The sequence below is a fragment of the Mesorhizobium sp. M4B.F.Ca.ET.143.01.1.1 genome (assembly GCF_004792275.1).
In the GTDB taxonomy this organism is placed as follows: Bacteria; Pseudomonadota; Alphaproteobacteria; order Rhizobiales; family Rhizobiaceae; genus Mesorhizobium; species Mesorhizobium abyssinicae.
The window spans coordinates 90,256-108,201 of record NZ_SRSR01000021.1 but is presented as its reverse complement, the minus strand read 5'-3'; the positions used below and the strand labels follow the sequence as shown (position 1 = coordinate 108,201).

Sequence of the window (17,946 nt, the reverse complement as noted above, 5' to 3'; positions counted from 1 at the left end):
GACGGTCGCTCGCGCTGCGCTATGCCAAAGGCTCCGCGCCAGCGCCCGTCGCTTCACCCGCCCAGCAGGGCACAACCCACGCCGGAAACGAACTCAAAACTGGATAGAAACTGGGGGCAACGTCAAGAGCACTATGAGGCAGCAGCGACCCTTTGTCGTCGAGATCAAACAGAAGCGTGGGCTCGTGAAGCGGCCACAGTCAATCTGGGCCGGCATCGACCTGGCCGCCATTACGAACGATGTCGCGGAAGCCAAGACTGAAGCTATCGCTGAAGCGCCGATTTTTCCTTGTGAAGATATCCGTTCTCAGCCCATGGCCGCCATTGGTGAAGCAGTACCCGATGTCAATGACATGGTCTTGCCCGATGTATCGGTTCCTAAGCCGCCTAGGGTTGAAGAAGCGCCGCTTCCGGAGGCATCGAACGCACCGACTGAAGGCAGACGGACTCGCAAGAAGAAGCGCTGGCAGAGAGATGTTTCTCTGCGGCCAGGTGAACGATGGAAGCGGCGCCTGCCATGGGTGCTCCGCCATAACCGAGCGGCGCGGTAGGTCAACTGCGCCAGGATTGAAGCTGCCCTGTCGAACTGTCCATGACAGGCCGGCAGCGTCTTTGATCAGCCGCTCTCCCGTTTGAGGACGGGCACGAAGCCGGGTTTGACTGCGGAAAGGCTGCCGCTGGCGAGCATGCCATCTGCTTAGAACGTTTTCGATAGCCGGTGAATTGAGTAGTTGCACGCCAAGCACGCTTGCAGCGAACATCATCTCTCCGCTGCCTCGGCCCGCAAGCAGGCGGCGCTCAGCGGGCTAGAAGCGGGCCTGCTTCAGCCACACGATCACAGAACGTCGATGCAGGCCCTCGCACGAGTGGCTGCTCAAACAACACCAATTCCAATTGCTGCGCCACCATGGCTGCGAAAGTGCGGCCCTATGTAGCAAGAGCACCAACATTCCAGTAGGTGCAGAGCCGGTTTTCGGGGGAGAATGAGCCGCGTACGCAACACCTTTTCGCGGCTTACCTCACGATGAACGATAGACCCCAACAAACGGTAAATGGCTTGCGCCATGCGGGCCGATCTGTTCACCGAAGCTGAGCGCATTCGAGACAGGCTTGCCGAGATCAAAAATGACTAGGCGCGCTGGACCGGACTTTGAACGTACTTGGCAATGCTGACGATCTGGACGCGTCGGCAACGGCGGGCAAAGCCAGCTAGGAGAATCGAGACTGGCCGGCGTTTCGCTTGTCCGCGGCATGCCCAAACCGTTGCAGATTCAGCGCCCCTCAAACAGATAAACAGATTGCGCATGACGTCAGAGCCGAAGATGGCCGATGGGACGGATGACCTTCTATTCGCTTCTCGTCCTTCCAAGCGCCGCCTTTTTTCCAAAGAGCCCTCTTTGTCTTCGCTAAAATAGCCGAAGTTAAATTTCGAGCGTTTCGGCTTGCCGGAAATTAGGGTCTCGGTGGATAAACCCGCATGGCTTTTGGGGTGCTGGCAGGAAGACCGATGCGCGGGCGTGGATGGATCAGGGCGTTGCGACAGGACGAGGCTCGGCAGGTGCGTGCGCGCATTGCGGAACTGGAGCACGACCTCATAGCGCCCACACGTCAAGGACGCCATGGACGTTTCGAAGCCGGACATGAACTTCGCAATGCGAAGTTCCGCCTGGCGCGTCTCGAGGAATGCATAGCCGAAATACCGGAGAAATATAGGCTTTAGCGGAAGCTGCGCCGCTCTCAATGCTTGTAGCCGAACATCATCTCTCTGCTGCGGTCAAATCATCCCCAGAAAATGCGGAATGGAAGGCGGTCCAGCCAGGCCGCGAATGGCTGGTCACAGCACCAAGTTCAATCGGCTTTGCAGTCCTGTACAAGGATTCCGAAAGCCACCTGTCGCTCGCGTCCCCTGTGGTTTCACACTGCTCGTCGATAGGTCCAGAGTTGTGCGGGGGGGACATTGCGAACGACGAAATCATAGTGAGAAATGATGTAACGGTCGGGCATTTTGAGCACCGGTGACAGAAGACCGTAGGTGATTTGGATCACAGGTCGCCCGGCCGGGATTCGTGCAAGCAAATCCTCGAGCAGTGCGAGGCGCTGTTGCATCGGAAAGCTCAACATCGGCACTGCGCTTATGACACAATCGAACTTTTCCCGGCGCTCCCCCAGAATTTCTTCCAGGGCAAACGCATTGCCCAAGCGGAAATCCACTCCCGGAAAGCGTCGCACCAGGCCATCATAAAAATCCTTGGAATATTCGACCGAAGTTAACCGATGCGGTTTGATGCCTCTTTCTAGGATGGCCCTGGTGATGACACCAGTCCCGGCACCAAGCTCCAAAACCGGCAATCCAGAATGCGGGTTGACCACACTAGCCATGCGGCGCGCCGCATGGATCGAGGTGGGCATGAGTGCGCCAACACCTTTCTTATCCTTCTGCCAACATTTGAAGAATTGCACTTCTTCCTCAAGTTTCTTGCCAAGTCGCTCTTTCAATCGAAAGACCATATCCGCTCCCTTCTCCCGATCCGCGTCGGAGCGACTTTTTGTCGAAGTTTCGCTATACAAACAAGCCTGATTCACAGGGATGATTGCCGCGCCGGAGGCGCGAAACGCCCGCGCCGGCTGGCACGCCTTGTCCATCATGATGACGTTTGTCTCGCTCAGATGCGCGCCAGTTCTTCCTGTATGGAAATTTCGGTCATGGCCTCGAGAGCCCCCACGGCTCATCGAGCAGCCGTATCTCCGGCTGCACCATCAGCGCCAGCGCGACGCACGCAGGGTTTCTCATCTGCTGCGGGCTTCGCCAGGCGCACAGCAGAGAGCGAGGCCGCTACGGCCGCAAAAAACCCGCGACGGCGGCTCGATTCCGGGACCGGTCCGCCATTTTTGGCAGGTGATCCGTGCAAATGCGTGGCGTGGATCACCCCAGCTATCTCGTGGCCGCCCCATTGCCAACGTCCTCTTTTCAGCCGGCCGAGCCTCCCAACCTCCGGACCAATGATGACGATCCCCTCTGAATAGTTTTTTGAAGAGCCTGACGGTCTGCGCCGTCCTACCGTGGTTCCGGCTCTGCCATGGCCTTCCCTGCCGCGCAGGCGGCAAGGTGCTATCACTCTACTTTGCAATGGCCTTGGAAAATACGACAGCTGGACCACAATAATGAGTTTTAGGCAGAAGACTTTTCAGGGAATCCTTCGAAAAGGAAACAGTAACTCTTCCGGTCCTTACGAAGCCGGCCTCGCTCTGTTAGAGAAAGCAGATTGCGACCCCGGCCGTTCCTAACGGCCGGTACACGGCGCAGGGTCATAGTGCCTGCTCTTACACGACCGGAGCCAAAGCAATTTTTCTGCTAGGCGGCTTCACGCTGGGTCCTGTTCCAAGCCGAAGCTTGCTGGCAAGGCGCAGAGGGCATCAGGAACCGCTTTTGGCGACGGGCGCCGGTTAGAAACGCGAGCTGCTCTGCAGCGTCCTAAGCCGCCTGTTGTTGGGCGGCACGTGCTCCAAATGAGCATTGGAGGCGAACAGCGTTTCCATCGGGTGGCAAAGAACAGCACCTGATACTTTTATAGTCTACCAAAACGCTGGACATACTAGCAGTGAAATTCGGAGCCTTCCCCAAACTGGAGCAAGACGATGGTGTTAGCTGTGGAGAGATTTTCAAGAAGGAGATTTGGTGGGTTCGTGACCGCGTTCGCGGTAGGCTTGGTCGCTTCTTTCTCCCCCCTCATTGCGCAGGCGGGTAGTCCGGACGCTGGCAAACTGCCGACCAACATCCCGGCGGGCACTGTCCTTCGTATCGGCGATCCCGAGACGCAAAGGGCGCTGGAATTATCGGGGCTGATCGATCAACTGCCGTTCGAGGTCGAATGGGCCAATATCAGCGGCGGCCCACAGACAATCGAAGCCTTTCGCGCCAACGCATTGGACGTCGGATCGGTTGCCGACATTCCACCCATCCACGCGACCTGGACTGGGCTCAAGGTCAAGATCATTGCCGCGAAGTTCCGCAAGGAACCGGTTGCGCACCCGATCTATCAACTCGGCATTGCACCGGGAGTTGAGGTCAAGACGCTCGCGGATTTGCGCGGCAAACGGATTGCTTTCAGCCCCGGTCAGGCACAGGGCGCGCTGGTGTTGAGGGTCCTGCAGGCCGCCAGCCTGGAAAAGGAGGATGTAAATCTCATCGAATTGCCCAGCAAAGGCGATGCCTATCCGGTGGCACTTTCCGGCAAGCAAGTCGACGTCGCGCCGATCTCGGGCGTCCTCATCAAGCGCTATCTGCGCCAGTATGGCGCCGACGGCGCTACCACCATCCCGCACGGCTTGCGCGATGATCCAGCCCATCTCTATGCCCCACAAGCCGTGCTTGACGACCCGGCCAAAGCAGCCGCTCTCGGCGAATATGTGCGCTACTGGGCGCTAGCCGCCCGTTGGGTGGAAGAGCATCCCAAGGAGTGGATCGAGGGGTACTACGTCCCCACCCAGGGCCTCAACACAGAAGATGGCCAGTATCTGGTCGACGCTGATGGTCAGTTCGACATCCCCTCCGACTGGAACGACGTGATCGTGCGCCAGCAGGCGACGATCGATCTCCTGGCCAAGGAGTTGAACAAGCCCGCGATCAAGGCCGAGGACCTGTTCGACAGGCGCTTCGAGGCGATCGCCACAAACGCGCTGAACGCCTCCTGACGCCTGCCTTCCGAGACCGGAGACGACACCGATGAACGCATTCTCCAACACCGCCGCAGTTGCCCCCAACATTCCCTACCCATCGGATGAAAGGTTGTTGATCCCGCCCGCCGTGGAGCCCCGCAAGACCGGGACGAGGCGACTTGCACTTGGGCGAACGATCCCGTTTGGCGCGCTGATTGGGCCTGCACTTCTTCTTGTGATCTGGTCCATCGGCAGTATCGCCGGCCTGATCGATCCTAGAACGCTGCCGGCACCTTGGTCGGTTGTCGGCACCGCCATCGATCTCATCGCCGAAAGGAAGCTTCAGCATAATTTAACGACGTCTGCCTGGCGGGCAGCACAGGGGCTGGTGTTCGGTGTCCTGATCGGGACCATCCTTGCTCTCATTTCAGGTTTGTCGCGGCTTGGTGAGGCCATCATAGACGGTCCCGTCCAGATCAAGCGGGCGATACCGACGCTCGCTCTGATCCCGCTGCTGATGCTGTGGTTCGGCATCGGCGAGGGCATGAAGGTGACGGCCATCGCGCTGGCTGTCCTGATCCCGATCTATATCCAGACCCACAGCAGCTTGCGCAGCATAGACAGCCGTTATGTCGAACTGGCCCAGACCTTGCGAATGGGCTACCGCGAATTCATCCGCGAGGTCATCCTGCCCGGCGCCCTTCCAGGGTTTTTCCTTGGCCTGCGTTTCGCGGTGACCTATGCCTGGCTGTCTCTGGTGGTTGTCGAACAGGTCAATGCCACCAGCGGCATCGGATACATGATCGATCTCGCACGCAACTACGGCCAGACCGACATCATCATCGTCGGCCTCGTCGTCTACGCATTGCTCGGTCTAGCCTCCGACGGCAGCGTCCGCTTCTTCCAGGAAAGGTCCCTGTCATGGCGTCGCACCTTGGCGGATTGAGCGGCGCGCCGGTGGTGCGGGTCGAGAGCCTTGTGAGACGTTTCGGGCCGCGAACCATCCTCGACGGCCTCAGCCTCGACATCGAGAAGGGGGAGTTCGTCGCCCTTCTCGGCCGTAGCGGGTCGGGCAAGAGTACATTGTTGCGCGCGCTCGCCGATCTCGACGACAAAGTCTCCGGCTCCGGCCGACTCGAAATACCCGACAAGAAATCGGTGGTGTTCCAGGATGCCCGGCTGTTGCCATGGAAACGAGTGCTGGAGAATGTGGTTCTTGGCCTCGACCTGCCGGACGCCGCCGAACGCGGACGGGTAGCTCTCGAAGAGGTTGGCCTGAGCGGCCGCGAGAACGCGTGGCCGGTCGAACTCTCTGGTGGCGAGCAGCAGCGGGTGGCATTGGCGCGCTCGCTGGTTCGTGATCCTGAGCTGCTGCTAGCGGACGAGCCGTTTGGCGCGCTCGACGCGCTGACCCGCCTGCGCATGCACGATCTGCTGCGCCAGCTCTGCGCCCGTCACCAGCCGGCCGTGCTGCTGGTTACCCATGATGTGGACGAAGCCGTAACGCTGGCGGACCGGGTTTTGGTGCTCGACAACGGCGCGATCGTCGCCGACATCGCAATCAATGTCCCCACGCCACGCGATCATGGCGATCGCCGGTTCGGCGAGATCCGCTCCCAACTTCTGCGTCATCTCGGCGTCGAGACAAAGCCTGTGTTGCCCGTCTGAACGGCCCCCCAAGACCTGTCGCTCAGCATCACCACCCAGGAGGACTGACATATGCCCGCCGAAAAACGACAATTGAATCTCAACCTTTTCATCTATCCTGGCGGCCATCATGAAGCCGGCTGGCGCTACAAGGATTCCGCCCCCGAGAGAGTGCTGGATATCGCCTATTATCAGGAACTGGCGAAAAAGGCCGAGGCAAGCAAGTTCGACGCGCTGTTCTTTGCCGACGGGCCCGCGCTTGCCGACAACATTCGCTACGCAAGCCGCTTCAGGCTGGAGCCGCTGACATGGATTTCGGCTCTCGCTGCTGTGACCGAACGCATCGGCTTCATCGCCACGGCCTCGACCACCTACAACGAACCCTACAATCTGGCCCGGCTGTTTGCTTCCGTCGATCATTTGAGCGGCGGGCGCGCCGGCTGGAACATCGTCACGACGGGCGATGCGTCCGCAGCGTTGAATTTCGGCTTTGACCGACATCCAACCCACGCCGACCGTTACGAGCGCGCAAGCGAATTCGTTGACGTGGTGACGAAGCTCTGGGACAGCTGGGAGGACGACGCGCTTGTCGCGGACCGGGTGTCCGGAATCTTTGCCGACACCGACAAGATCCACCCGATCAACCACATCGGCAAATATCATCGGGTGAAGGGACCCCTCACGCTTCCACGCTCGCCGCAGGGCCGTCCGGTCTACGTGCAGGCAGGTTCGTCCCAAGACGGACGGTCATTCGCAAGCCGCTATGCCGAGGCGATATTTACAGCACATCAGACACTCGGCAACGCGCAGGAATTTTATGCCGACATCAAAGCGCGCGTGAAGTCGGTTGGCCGCAATCCTGACCACGTCAAGGTCTTGCCCGGCATCAGCCCCTTCATCGGTTCCACCGAGGCGGAAGCCCGTGCGCTGCATGACGAGTTCAACGAGCTGACGCAGCCGGAATATTCCCTTCACCAGCTACGCCGGATCGTAGACGCCGACCTTTCAAGCTACAATCTGGACGGGCCATTTCCGCGCGAGCTTATCCGCATCGAGGGCGAGCGTGGTGCGAGCAGCCGCTTCCACGTCGTACTCGACATCATCGAGCGCGAGAATCCAACCATCCGCCAGCTGCTCCACCGCCTCGCCGGGGCGCGCGGCCATTGGGTTCAGGCCGGGACGCCCGAACAGATCGCCGACAAGATCGAGGAATGGTTCGACAATGGTGCCGCGGACGGCTTCAATATCATGCCGCCCTACCTGCAGGGCGGGTTCGACATATTCGCCGCGGAGGTGGTGCCGATCTTGCGCAGGCGCGGACTTTTCCGGCACGACTATGACGGGGCAACGCTGAGGGACCATTTCGGTCTGCCGCGCCCGGAAAATACGTTCAGCCGGCCGCAAAAGGCGACCGCCTGAGCCACCTTCGCATCGGGCATTCAACCTAAAAGCGTTACGCCAACACCATTATAGTTTGTGGGCCGCCACGGAGACTCGCGCGATCATCACAGTCGCCTTTTCCGCGTATCGCGACCCGACTCCCGGCACCGCTCCGATCAGGTCCGTTGCGATCATCGGCGTTGGTGCCAGCTGGGTCCTGATGGCCGCGCTTGAGGAGATTCGGGCCGGACGGGTCTACGACTGCGCCGGCCTGATCGCGGATCCGAGCAGAGCACCAACCCCCCTGATCCGGTCCCTGCTCGCCAGAGGTATGGCGCGGACGGATAGGCTTCACCTCGACATCCGCTACCGATGGCGCTGATCAACCGGGATGGAAGACACAGCGACTTTTTGTAGGCGTTGGCCCCCTTACCCGCGGCGCCTTTCTCGAGATCGAAGCGATCCCTGACGTCCGTGTCCAGTGCCAGCACTCGTCGGCGCCTGCTCGCCAGCCACCCGTCGAGACGACCCAGGGCCTGACTGGTCGAGATCGGCTGTCAGACTTGGATGGACCAGGTTCTTCCGCGGCTCTCGCTCGGCAGGGCAATTCATTCTCTAATGTCTATAAAGTTAGTAGAATTTTCTTTGAGAGCAGTTCTTTGCCTCGGTAGGCTCAATCGATCGGGCAATTCCGACGGCGCTTCCGAGATTGCCGCACCGCGCGACGCTGTTCGTGCCCGCTGATCAAAGTTCGACCGGCTTGGAGAAGGAGTCCGATTTGATGAATGCGTTTACACGGTATCTCGCACAGATCACGCTTGCCGGCAGCATTGCCCTGAGCATGGCAGCGGCGGCAGCCCACGCCGAGGACAAAGTCGTCCGGATAGGCTTCCAGAAATACGGCACGCTCATCCTCCTGAAGACCAAGGGCCTGCTCGAGGAGAAGCTGAAGCCGCAGGGTTACACGGTCGAATGGACCGAGTTCCCGGCCGGACCACAGTTGCTCGAGGCGCTCAATGTCGGCTCCATCGACTTCGGCACGACCGGCGAGGCGCCGCCCATCTTCGCACAGGCGGCCGGCGCGCCGCTGGTCTATGTCGGCTATGAGCCGCCGGCGCCCGAAGCCGAGGCAATCCTCGTTCCGAAGGACAGCCCGCTCAAGACACTTGCCGACCTGAAGGGCAAGAAGGTCGCATTGAACAAGGGCTCCAATGTTCACTACCTGCTGGTCAAGGCTCTCGAGAAGGCGGGCCTGGCCTACTCGGACATCGAGGTCAATTTCCTGCCGCCGGCCGACGCACGCGCAGCCTTCGAGAAGCAAGCGGTCGACGCCTGGGTTATCTGGGAGCCGTTCCTGGCTGCAGCAGAGGCAGCAACCGGCGCCCGGCAGTTGGCGAACGGCAGCGGCGTCGTGGATAACCACGAGTTCTATCTCGCCTCCCGCGACTTCCTCGATGCCCACCCTGATGTGGTCGACACGATCGTGGCGTCGCTCGGCGAGGTCGACACGTGGATCAACGCCAACCGCAGCGACGTGGCCGAACAGTTCTCGCCGGCGCTCGGCATTCCTGCCGAGATCCTCGAAGTCGCCGTCGAACGGCGGACGTACGGCGTGAAGCCGGTCACGCCGGAGGTGGTGGCCGCCCAGCAGAAGATCGCCGACGTATTCTTCAACCTCGGCCTGATCCCGCATTCGATCTCGGTCGCCGATGCCGTAAGGAAGCCGCAGTCGTGAATCTCGCTGCCGATCTCGCCCCCGACCGCGTGAACGTGCTGTGGTTCCTGCCGACCCACGGGGACGGCAGGTACCTGGGCACCGCGGCCGGCGGCCGTGCAACCGACCTCCCGTATCTGCGCCAGATCGCTCAAGCGGCCGACCAGCTCGGCTACTACGGCGTGCTGTTGCCGACGGGAAAGAGCTGCGAGGATTCCTGGATCGTCGCGTCGGCGATGCTCACCTCCACTGAGCGGCTGAGATTCCTGGTCGCGGTGCGGCCCGGGCTGCAGCCGCCGACGGTGGCGGCTCGCATGACCGCGACGCTCGACCGCCTCTCGAATGGCCGCCTGCTGATCAACGTCGTCACCGGCGGTGACCCGGTCGAGAACAAGGGCGACGGCATCTTCCTCAGCCACGCCGACCGCTACGAGATCACCCGCGAGTTCATGCATGCATACAAGGCGCTGCTCGCCGGGGAGACCGTGACGACGTCAGGCAAGCATATCCGTCTCGAGGGCGGACAGTTGCTGTTTCCGCCGGTGCAGGCACCGCACCCGCCGCTCTATTTCGGCGGCTCGTCTGACGAGGGAATCGAGGTCGCCGCGCAAACCGTCGACAAATACCTCACCTGGGGCGAGCCCCCCGCTCTGGTCGCCGAGAAGATCGCCAAGGTGAAGGCCGCCACGCGCAAGCACGGCCGCAGGCTCAGCTTCGGTATCCGCCTCCACGTCATCGTGCGCGAGACCTCCGATGAGGCCTGGGCGGCAGCAGACCGCCTTATCGCCCATCTCGACGATGAGACGATCGCCAAGGCGCAGTCCGTGTTCGCGCGGATGGACTCCGTCGGCCAGAGCCGGATGAGCGCGCTGCATGGCGGCCGCCGCGACAAGCTCGTGGTCAGCCCGAATCTCTGGGCAGGCGTCGGCCTGGTCAGAGGCGGCGCGGGCACCGCCCTCGTCGGCTCGCCCGAGGAGGTGGCGGCGCGCATGAACGAGTATCGCTCCATCGGGATCGACACGTTCATCTTGTCCGGTTACCCGCATCTCGAAGAGGCATACCGCTTCGCCGAACTCGTCTTCCCACTGCTGCCGCTGGCGCACGCGCCGGAGAGGGCCGAGCTCTCTGTCAACACCGGTCCGTTCGGCGAGACGATAGCCAACGAGATCCGTCCGGCCGCAAGAAAGGCGTCCTGAGCATGGCCGGGCCATCGCGCCTTCATGGCACCGGCGCAGCGGCGCTTAGGGCGCTGGCGTCTTGGGCACTCCCGATCGTGCTGCTGATCGCATGGGAGATCGCCTCGCGAAGCGGCGTGCTGTCGACGCGTCTTCTGCCGGCGCCGAGCGCGGTAGCCGCCGCTTTCTGGGAGAGCCTGAAAAACGGAACGCTCCTCACCCATGCAAGAATCTCGACCGAGCGCGCGCTGAAGGGCCTCTTCATCGGCGGTGGCATCGGCTTCGTGCTGGGAGTCCTCGCCGGGATATCGCGGCCGGCCGAGACCGTGTTCGACTCGTCGATGCAGATGCTCCGCAATGTGCCGCATCTCGCCATCATCCCGCTTGTCATCCTCTGGTTCGGGATCGGTGAGGAAGCAAAAATCTTCCTCGTGGCGATCGGGACCGCATTTCCGCTCTACCTCAACACCTTTCACGGCATCCGCACCGTCGATCCGAAGCTGATCGAGATGGCGCGTGTCTATGGGCTCGGTCCCGTACCCCTGTTCTGGCGGGTGATCCTGCCGGGCGCCATGCCATCGATCCTTGTCGGCCTTCGTTTCTCGCTCGGCCTCATGTGGCTCACCCTGATCGTTGCCGAGACGATCTCGGCCTCATCCGGCATCGGCTACATGACGATGAACGCACGCGAATTCCTGCAGACCGACGTGGTCGTGCTCGGCATCATCGTGTACGCGCTGCTCGGCAAGCTTGCCGATTTCATCACACGGCTGCTCGAGGCGCGTGCTCTTGCCTGGCACCCCACCTATCGCCGCACCGTCACCAGGGGAGCGACGTCGTGAGAGAATCTGCGAGCGTGCTGCGGCTGCACAAGGATGCCTCGTTCCACGAAGCGGATGCGCTGGCCGAGAAAAACCTGCTTCGCGAGGTGAGACCGCACGGTAAGGACGCGCCGTCACTGAACGGGCAGGACATACGACTTGATCGCTTGTCAAAATCCTTCGGAGACCGAAGCGTCCTGTCCGACCTCGATCTGGTCATCCCTGCCGGACAGCTGCTGGCGATTGTCGGCCGCTCCGGCTGTGGCAAGTCGACGCTCCTTCGCCTGATCGCGGGACTCGATCGTCCGACGAGCGGAACGATTGCCATCGGCGACGCCGAGGTCCAGTCGCTGCAGCCGAACGTGCGCCTTCTCTTCCAGGACGCGCGGCTGCTGCCTTGGCATCGCGTTCTCAGCAATGTCGGCATCGCGCGCGCGAAGGGCTGGCAGGAGACTGCGGCGGCAGCCCTCGCCGATGTCGGGCTTGCCGATCGGTGGAACGACTGGCCTGCCGTCCTGTCCGGCGGTCAGGCTCAACGCGTCGCTCTCGCCAGGGCGCTGGTGAGCCGACCGGGGGTACTGTTGCTCGACGAGCCGTTCGGCGCTCTCGATGCGTTGACGCGTATGGAGATGCACCGTCTGCTCGAGCGCATCTGGCGCGAGCATGGTTTCACGACCGTACTCATCACCCACGACGTCGCCGAAGCGGTCGCACTCGCGGACCGGGTGCTCGTCATCCGCGACGGCGGCATAACGCTCGACTTGCCGGTCGATCTCCCCCGGCCACGACGCGAGGGGGCGGACACCGCGGCTGTGGCCCTGCAGGCGCGAATTCTCGAAGAGGTATAGGCGCAGCCGTCGATCCGTGCGGCGCCTCGGCAGAACAAGGAGATCGCAACATGCACAAGGATCGCGGATCAGCAGGCGAAAGTCAGACCGGGCGTGTGCCGCCGGCACAGCAGAGGGCAGACGGCCCTGACGGTGGGCGCCGCCGCTTTCTTGGCGCGGCCGGAGGCGTCGCGGCCATAGCCGTTGCGGGCTTGCCTCCCCTCGCGGTCGTCGGCGGCTCCACCCGGGCGCATGCCGGTGAGGAGTCGTCGGGGGATGCCCATCTTGCGTTTCGCAAGCACGCCTATGCTGTGCGAAGCGCCGCAGCGGACGCGGATTTCGCGGTGGCGATTGCGCCGCATCCGGTCAACGGCGACGAGCAGAAATATGCGAACCTCATCGGCTCCGACACACGCGGCCTGCCGCATGATGAACGCGGCGAGGTCGACCGCGCGGCCTTCGACGCAACGTTGAAGGCCTATGCCTCGGGCGATCCGGCCGACTTCGAGGCGATACCGCTCGGCGGCAAGCGCAAGCAGCTCAATCCGATCGGTTCCCTCGCCGTGAACCTCACGGGTTGCATCGGCCCGCAGCTCACGATCCCGCCGGCCCCCACGCTCGATAGCGCGACGCGGGCGAGCGAGGCCGTCGAGCTCTACTGGCAGTCGCTCCTGCGAGACGTCCCGCTGTCCGAGCTGACGAACGACACGAAGAACAAGGACGTGCTCGCCGCCGTCGACGAGCTCAACAAGCTCACCGCTTTCAGCGGCCCGCGCAAGGATGGTGGCATCACGCCGGAGACGCTGTTCCGCGGGACGGCGCTCTATGTCGACGCGGCCGATCCGTCCGGGCAAACCGGGCGCTATGTCACGCCGCCCGGCGCGCTGGTTGGTCCTTACATTTCCCAGTTTCTGCTCAAGGACGCCCCCTACGGCAGCCAGCTCATTCCAGCGCGCATCCGCACCGCCGCAGCCGGGACCGATTTCCATACCGCCTATGACGAGTGGCTCGCCATCCAGAACGGCATTCCGCCTGCGAAGCCGACCAGCTTCGACCCGATGGCGCGCTATATCGCGACCGGTCGCGACCTCGCCGAATACGTGCACAACAATCCGGCTGCCTTCTGGTCGGCAGCCCTGCTGCTAGGCGTGGGACCCGACAAGGCCAATGCCGAGTTCGGCGGGTTCGGGATTCCGTTCGCCAAATCCAATCCGTACCTGCACTCGAAGACGCAGACTGGCGGGTACAGCACTTTCGGCCTGCCCTATGCGCAAAGCCTGCTGCCGGTCACCGCATCGCTCGCCATCCGCGTCGCCTACTGGCAGAAGTTCTATGTCCACCGCGCCTTGCGGCCGGAGGCCTATGGCGGGCTGATCCACCACCGCATCACCAACAAGGTGGACGCCTATCCCGTCCACGGCGACATCCTCAACTCGGCCGCTCTTACGCGAAGCGTCGGCAAGTTCGGCACCCACCTCCTGCCGCACGTCTATCCGGAGGGCGCGCCGATCCACTCGAGCTATCCCGGCGGCGCGGCTCAGATTGCCGCGTCCAACGTGACGATTCTCAAGGCGCTCTTCGATGAGGACGCCACCATTCCCAATCCCGTGCAGCCCGACCCGAAGGACCCGACGAAGCTCATCCCCTACCAGGGCGAGCCGCTCACGGTCGGCGGCGAGCTCAACAAGCTCGCCTGGAACTACGGCATCGGCCGCGATTGGGCCGGCATCCATTGGCGTTCCGATTTCTCGGCGTCGCTGGCGCTCGGCGAAGCGCTCGCGATCAATGTTCTCCGCAACGAACGGCAAACCTATCGCGAGCCGTTCGAGAAATTCACGTTCACCCGCTTCGACGGGACGAGGGCCGACGTATAATGTCTCGGCGCACAGCAAGTGCCGCTCCGGCGGCAGCTGGGGCCGCCTCCCGCCATGAGTCGGAGACGCTCGCGCCGCGTGATCCAGTGATTGAAGCGGACAAACTTTCGCTGCTCGCCGCCTTTCGCCTACTCGACGTGCGCGACGCCGAGGCATTCCAGGCCGATCATGCGGCGAGTGCCGTCCGTGTGCCCGTCGAGCCCTGGGAAGCGGCCGCGAAGACAGGCGAGGCCTCCTTCGAAAACACCTCTTGCCGGGAGCGTGCGATTGCCGATCCGGGCGTGGCCGAGTCCGTGCCCGCGGTCGTTTATGACGACGGGCGCATGACGGAGGCCGCGCGCGTGGGGCCCTGAACCGGTGCCGTACTACGGAGGATCGGCACTCCTAGCGTTTCGACGAGACAAGCAGCATCATCGGTCTTTCCGTTCTTCCTTCAGCTCCGGGACTTCCATGAAGCGGCATCTCTCCACCCACTATGGTCTGACGCCCGACGAATACCGCGCCAAGTGGGGCCTGCCGGCAGACTATCCGATGGTCGCCCCGAATTATGCCGCCGCGCGCTCGGCTTTGGCCAAGACTATTGGCCTCGGTAGAAAGCCTAACGAACCCGAACAGCCTGCACCTGCAAAAAGGACCCGCAAAAAGGCCGTGGCCTGATTGTCCGCACGTTCGTTTTGGCACCCGGAGTTTGAAAGGCGGAAGAACTCCGCCTTTTCCATCGAGCGCGCCGCTTGGTTCTGAGGACATCCCATTGCAAGCAAAACGCCCGGAATTTCAGCAAAGTAAGTTTAAAATGACGCATTACGTACTTACAGTCTCATGTAAATCGGCTCGCGGTATCGTTGCGGCGATTGCGACTTTCCTGGCCGGCCAAGGCTGTAACATTGTCGATAGTTCGCAGTTTGACGATCTCGACACAGGCAAGTTTTTCATGCGCGTCTCCTTCATCTCCGAGGAGGGATTCGGCCAGGCCGACCTGGTGGAAGGCCTGAGGCCGATCGCGGAGAAGTTCCAGATGGATGCTGAGATCCACGATGCCACCAAGCGCATGAAGGTGCTGCTGATGGTCTCGCGCTTCGGCCATTGCCTCAACGACCTGCTCTACCGCTGGAAGATCGGCGCCCTGCCGATCAACATCGTTGGCGTCGTTTCCAACCATTTTGAATACCAAAAGGTCGTGGTCAACCACGACATTCCCTTCCACTACATCAATGTGAGCAAGGAGAACAAGCCGCAGGCTGAAGCGCAGATCCTCGACATCGTTGAGCAGACGGGCACCGAACTGATCGTGCTTGCCCGCTACATGCAGGTCCTCTCCGATGCCATGTGCAAGAACATGTCGGGCCGCATCATCAACATCCACCACTCGTTCCTGCCCTCCTTCAAGGGCGCCAACCCGTACAAGCAGGCCTATGAGCGAGGCGTCAAGTTGATCGGGGCAACGGCACACTACGTCACCGCTGATCTCGACGAAGGCCCAATCATCGAGCAGGACACCGCCCGCATCACCCATGCGCAGAGCGCCGAGGACTATATCTCGATCGGCCGTGACGTCGAAAGCCAGGTTCTGGCTCGCGCCATCCACGCCCATATCCATCACCGCGTCTTCCTGAACGGCAACCGAACCGTCGTGTTCCCGGCAAGCCCGGGAAGCTACGCTTCTGAGCGCATGGGCTGAGCGATGACGCATATCATCGACGGCAAACAGGTGGCGGCATCCGTTATTGAAGCGGTGAAGCAAGCGGCTTCTGATCTCCAGCGAACAAAGGGGGTAAAAGCGGGGCTTGCGGTGTTGATTGTTGGCGACGATCCGGCCAGCCACGCCTATGTCGGCGCCAAGGGACGCATGGCCAAGCAATGCGGCTTCAACTCCATCCAGCACACGCTGCCGGCGCAAACAACGCAAGGCGAGCTCGCAGGCCTCGTGGCCTCTCTGAACGAGGATGCATCCATCCACGGCATTCTCGTGCAGCTGCCGCTGCCGAAGCATCTTGATGCGGATGCGATCATCCAGTCGATCCGCCCGGAGAAGGATGTCGATGGCCTGCATGTCGTCAATGCCGGCAAGCTCGCAATCGGTGACCTGGCGACCGGCCTAATCTCGTGCACACCGGCCGGCGCCATGCTGCTGGTGCGCTCCATCCATACCGAGGATCTGTCGGGCCTGATGGCGGTCGTTATCGGGCGCTCCAACTTGTTCGGCAAGCCGATGGCGCAATTGCTGCTTAATGCCAATGCCACGGTGATGACGGCGCATTCGCGCACGAAGGATTTGGCGTCCGTGGCGCGTGGCGCCGACATTCTGGTGGCTGCGGTGGGCCGGCCGGAGATGGTGAAGGCGGACTGGGTTAAGCCTGGTGCGACTGTGATCGATGTCGGCATCAACCGGATCGATGCGCCGGAACGGGGCGAGGGCAAGACCCGGCTCGTGGGCGACGTCGCCTATGCGGAAGCCTCTGATGTCGCCGGTGCGATCACGCCGGTTCCGGGCGGTGTCGGGCCGATGACCATCGCCATGTTGATGGCAAACACAATCACAGCAGCGTACCGCATGAGCGGTCTTACATCGCCTTCGTTCTAAAAAATGTCAGCGGCGAATCGGCCACTCACTCTTGCTGGCTTATAACGGGCTCCGCCCGATACGCCACTGATATGGTGGTGGCGTGCCATTGACCGCGTAGTCGCCAACGATGCGATCCTTGTAGATGCGTGGGTTGTGCGAAGACAGGGTACGAGCATTGCGCCAATGACGATCGAGACCGATCGGCTTCCTGGTCGCGGACGCACCCAGCGCATCGAAGATGATCGTCGACGCTTCGAGAACAAGATTCGTGACGACCGTCACCGCCTGCGATGTCTCAAGTTCGGCGATGGCGTTGGCCTTTTCCTCGGCGTCGGCTTCGCCGGCAAAGTGTGCCCGATAAGCGCGTTCGATGGCTTGCGCGACCTGCAAAACAATGGCGCCAGCGGCATAGGCGTTGCTGCGAATACGGCCAACGACCTGAAGCACCTGCGGATCCTGGCTCGAGCGCGGGCCGGCAGCATTGGAGTATGACCGCTTGCGTGCGGCGACGGCGGCAGCGGTCTCGTTGGCCATCGCCCGGCCGATACCGGCGAGCGAGGCAAGATGCACCAGTTGGTAGAAGGCGGCTCCATAGCGGAACTTGTCGTCGTCGACGACGACATCCAGAGGATTGACAGTGGCGTCGGTAAAGATCGTGGTGCCGCTGGCCGTGAGCGTTTGGCCAAAACCGTCCCAGTCGTCGATGACATCGACGCCCGGATCGTCGCGACGCACTTGCAAGACGATGCCTTCCCCGGCAAGCCCCGTCGCACCGACATCGATCCAATCGGCGAACAGCGAGCCGGTGGTGTAGTATTTGGTGCCGTTAAGGACCAGCCTGTCACCCTTTTTCGAGATGCGGGTCGAGAAAACGTCCTGTTTGGCATTGCCGATCTCGGTCCAGGCATTGCCGGCGATCTCGCCGCGGGCAATCCGCTCTGCCCAGCGCTTGCGGCTCTCGCCTGCTGTCTTGTTGACGACATCCTCGACGAATCCAAAATGACCGCGTAGCGCCTGGGTGATATTGGAATCGGCCTGCGACAGCTCGATAAGGATGTTGGCGAGTTCGGGCAGCGTCGCGCCAAGACCGCCTTCGGCTTCGGGTAAGCGCAGCGCGCCCAGACCCGCCTGCTTCAACTTCGCAATCTCCACTACCGGAAGTTCGCGGCCAAGCTCGCGTTCAACTGCGCCGGCAGCGATCTGTGCAAATATTGGCCGGAACCGTTCGGCCAGTGTCTCATAGCGAGCGCTGGGGCCTGCACCCCAGGCCGTATCGATCTGTGTCATTTT

Annotated in this window: 16 protein-coding genes and 1 pseudogene; 14 read left to right on the top strand and 3 right to left on the bottom strand. The window is 62.0% G+C overall.

The window, feature by feature from the left end:
- Positions 1–550, top strand: a 550-nt coding sequence (locus EN786_RS32305) for a hypothetical protein (protein ID WP_210238909.1), incomplete at its 5' end; no start/stop codon positions are given.
- 578 nt (positions 551–1,128) lie between these two features.
- Here the strand turns inward: EN786_RS32305 and EN786_RS37965 are convergent.
- Positions 1,129–1,641, bottom strand: a complete 513-nt coding sequence (locus EN786_RS37965) for a hypothetical protein (protein WP_189524338.1) — start codon at positions 1,639–1,641, stop codon at positions 1,129–1,131.
- A gap of 272 nt (positions 1,642–1,913) precedes the next feature.
- Positions 1,914–2,507 carry a phospholipid N-methyltransferase PmtA gene (gene pmtA / locus EN786_RS32295; protein ID WP_135909597.1) on the bottom strand — a complete coding sequence of 198 codons (594 nt, stop codon included), beginning with the start codon at positions 2,505–2,507 and terminating at the stop codon, positions 1,914–1,916.
- Between the two features lie 1,131 nt (positions 2,508–3,638).
- Here pmtA and EN786_RS32290 point away from each other — a divergent pair.
- The 13 genes and pseudogenes from EN786_RS32290 to folD all read left to right on the top strand — a co-directional run bounded on the left by EN786_RS32290 (position 3,639) and on the right by folD (position 16,674).
- Positions 3,639–4,691, top strand: coding sequence for an ABC transporter substrate-binding protein (locus EN786_RS32290; protein WP_246688800.1), 1,053 nt, complete (start codon positions 3,639–3,641; stop codon positions 4,689–4,691).
- Positions 4,692–4,722: 31 nt separating this feature from the next.
- Complete coding sequence (locus EN786_RS32285; protein WP_135909562.1) at positions 4,723–5,601, top strand: ABC transporter permease; 879 nt, start codon at positions 4,723–4,725, stop codon at positions 5,599–5,601.
- Complete coding sequence (locus EN786_RS32280) at positions 5,577–6,323, top strand: ABC transporter ATP-binding protein (protein WP_135909560.1); 747 nt, start codon at positions 5,577–5,579, stop codon at positions 6,321–6,323. The genes EN786_RS32285 and EN786_RS32280 overlap by 25 nt, the downstream gene beginning before the upstream one ends.
- Before the next feature lie 51 nt (positions 6,324–6,374).
- On the top strand, positions 6,375–7,721 hold the full coding sequence (locus tag EN786_RS32275; RefSeq protein ID WP_135909558.1) for an LLM class flavin-dependent oxidoreductase: 1,347 nt from the start codon (positions 6,375–6,377) through the stop codon (positions 7,719–7,721).
- A gap of 742 nt (positions 7,722–8,463) precedes the next feature.
- A complete protein-coding gene (locus EN786_RS32270) occupies positions 8,464–9,417 on the top strand; it encodes a sulfonate ABC transporter substrate-binding protein (RefSeq protein WP_135909556.1) in 954 nt (317 codons plus the stop codon).
- Positions 9,414–10,592 (top strand): FMNH2-dependent alkanesulfonate monooxygenase, encoded by a 1,179-nt coding sequence (ssuD, locus tag EN786_RS32265; protein ID WP_189524337.1) that lies wholly within the window; start codon positions 9,414–9,416, stop codon positions 10,590–10,592. Before EN786_RS32270 ends, ssuD begins: the two co-directional genes overlap by 4 nt.
- A 2-nt stretch (positions 10,593–10,594) precedes the next feature.
- Positions 10,595–11,413 carry an aliphatic sulfonate ABC transporter permease SsuC gene (gene ssuC, locus EN786_RS32260; protein WP_135909554.1) on the top strand — a complete coding sequence of 273 codons (819 nt, stop codon included), beginning with the start codon at positions 10,595–10,597 and terminating at the stop codon, positions 11,411–11,413.
- Positions 11,414–11,499: 86 nt separating this feature from the next.
- Positions 11,500–12,240: an ATP-binding cassette domain-containing protein gene (locus EN786_RS32255; RefSeq protein WP_189524342.1), complete on the top strand. Its 741-nt coding sequence runs from the start codon at positions 11,500–11,502 to the stop codon at positions 12,238–12,240.
- Positions 12,241–12,290: 50 nt separating this feature from the next.
- A complete protein-coding gene (locus tag EN786_RS38940; RefSeq protein ID WP_135909552.1) occupies positions 12,291–14,093 on the top strand; it encodes a vanadium-dependent haloperoxidase in 1,803 nt (600 codons plus the stop codon).
- Positions 14,094–14,179: 86 nt separating this feature from the next.
- Positions 14,180–14,446, top strand: a complete 267-nt coding sequence (locus EN786_RS32245; RefSeq protein ID WP_246688797.1) for a rhodanese-like domain-containing protein — start codon at positions 14,180–14,182, stop codon at positions 14,444–14,446.
- Between the two features lie 94 nt (positions 14,447–14,540).
- A pseudogene (locus EN786_RS32240) lies at positions 14,541–14,750 on the top strand (MucR family transcriptional regulator); the annotation flags it as partial.
- A gap of 136 nt (positions 14,751–14,886) precedes the next feature.
- Positions 14,887–15,771, top strand: coding sequence for a formyltetrahydrofolate deformylase (gene purU / locus EN786_RS32235; protein WP_135909591.1), 885 nt, complete (start codon positions 14,887–14,889; stop codon positions 15,769–15,771).
- A gap of 3 nt (positions 15,772–15,774) precedes the next feature.
- Entirely contained in the window at positions 15,775–16,674 is a 900-nt protein-coding gene (folD, locus tag EN786_RS32230) for a bifunctional methylenetetrahydrofolate dehydrogenase/methenyltetrahydrofolate cyclohydrolase FolD (protein WP_135909548.1), read from the top strand.
- A gap of 39 nt (positions 16,675–16,713) precedes the next feature.
- On the opposite strand, the gene EN786_RS32225 is transcribed toward folD, so the two are convergent.
- Positions 16,714–17,943 carry an acyl-CoA dehydrogenase family protein gene (locus EN786_RS32225; RefSeq protein ID WP_135909546.1) on the bottom strand — a complete coding sequence of 410 codons (1,230 nt, stop codon included), beginning with the start codon at positions 17,941–17,943 and terminating at the stop codon, positions 16,714–16,716.
- Positions 17,944–17,946 lie beyond the last annotated feature (3 nt).

Bases quoted from the DNA above. Each gene is read 5' to 3' on its own strand.
- purU (WP_135909591.1), top strand. From the start codon at position 14,887: ATGACGCATTACGTACTTACAGTCTCATGTAAATCGGCTCGCGGTATC.
- folD (WP_135909548.1), top strand. From the start codon at position 15,775: ATGACGCATATCATCGACGGCAAACAGGTGGCGGCATCCGTTATTGAA.
- ssuC (WP_135909554.1), top strand. From the start codon at position 10,595: ATGGCCGGGCCATCGCGCCTTCATGGCACCGGCGCAGCGGCGCTTAGG.
- EN786_RS32280 (WP_135909560.1), top strand. From the start codon at position 5,577: ATGGCGTCGCACCTTGGCGGATTGAGCGGCGCGCCGGTGGTGCGGGTC.
- pmtA (WP_135909597.1), bottom strand. From the start codon at position 2,507: ATGGTCTTTCGATTGAAAGAGCGACTTGGCAAGAAACTTGAGGAAGAA.
- EN786_RS38940 (WP_135909552.1), top strand. From the start codon at position 12,291: ATGCACAAGGATCGCGGATCAGCAGGCGAAAGTCAGACCGGGCGTGTG.
- EN786_RS32225 (WP_135909546.1), bottom strand. From the start codon at position 17,943: ATGACACAGATCGATACGGCCTGGGGTGCAGGCCCCAGCGCTCGCTAT.
- EN786_RS37965 (WP_189524338.1), bottom strand. From the start codon at position 1,641: ATGTCCGGCTTCGAAACGTCCATGGCGTCCTTGACGTGTGGGCGCTAT.
- EN786_RS32275 (WP_135909558.1), top strand. From the start codon at position 6,375: ATGCCCGCCGAAAAACGACAATTGAATCTCAACCTTTTCATCTATCCT.
- EN786_RS32285 (WP_135909562.1), top strand. From the start codon at position 4,723: ATGAACGCATTCTCCAACACCGCCGCAGTTGCCCCCAACATTCCCTAC.
- EN786_RS32270 (WP_135909556.1), top strand. From the start codon at position 8,464: ATGAATGCGTTTACACGGTATCTCGCACAGATCACGCTTGCCGGCAGC.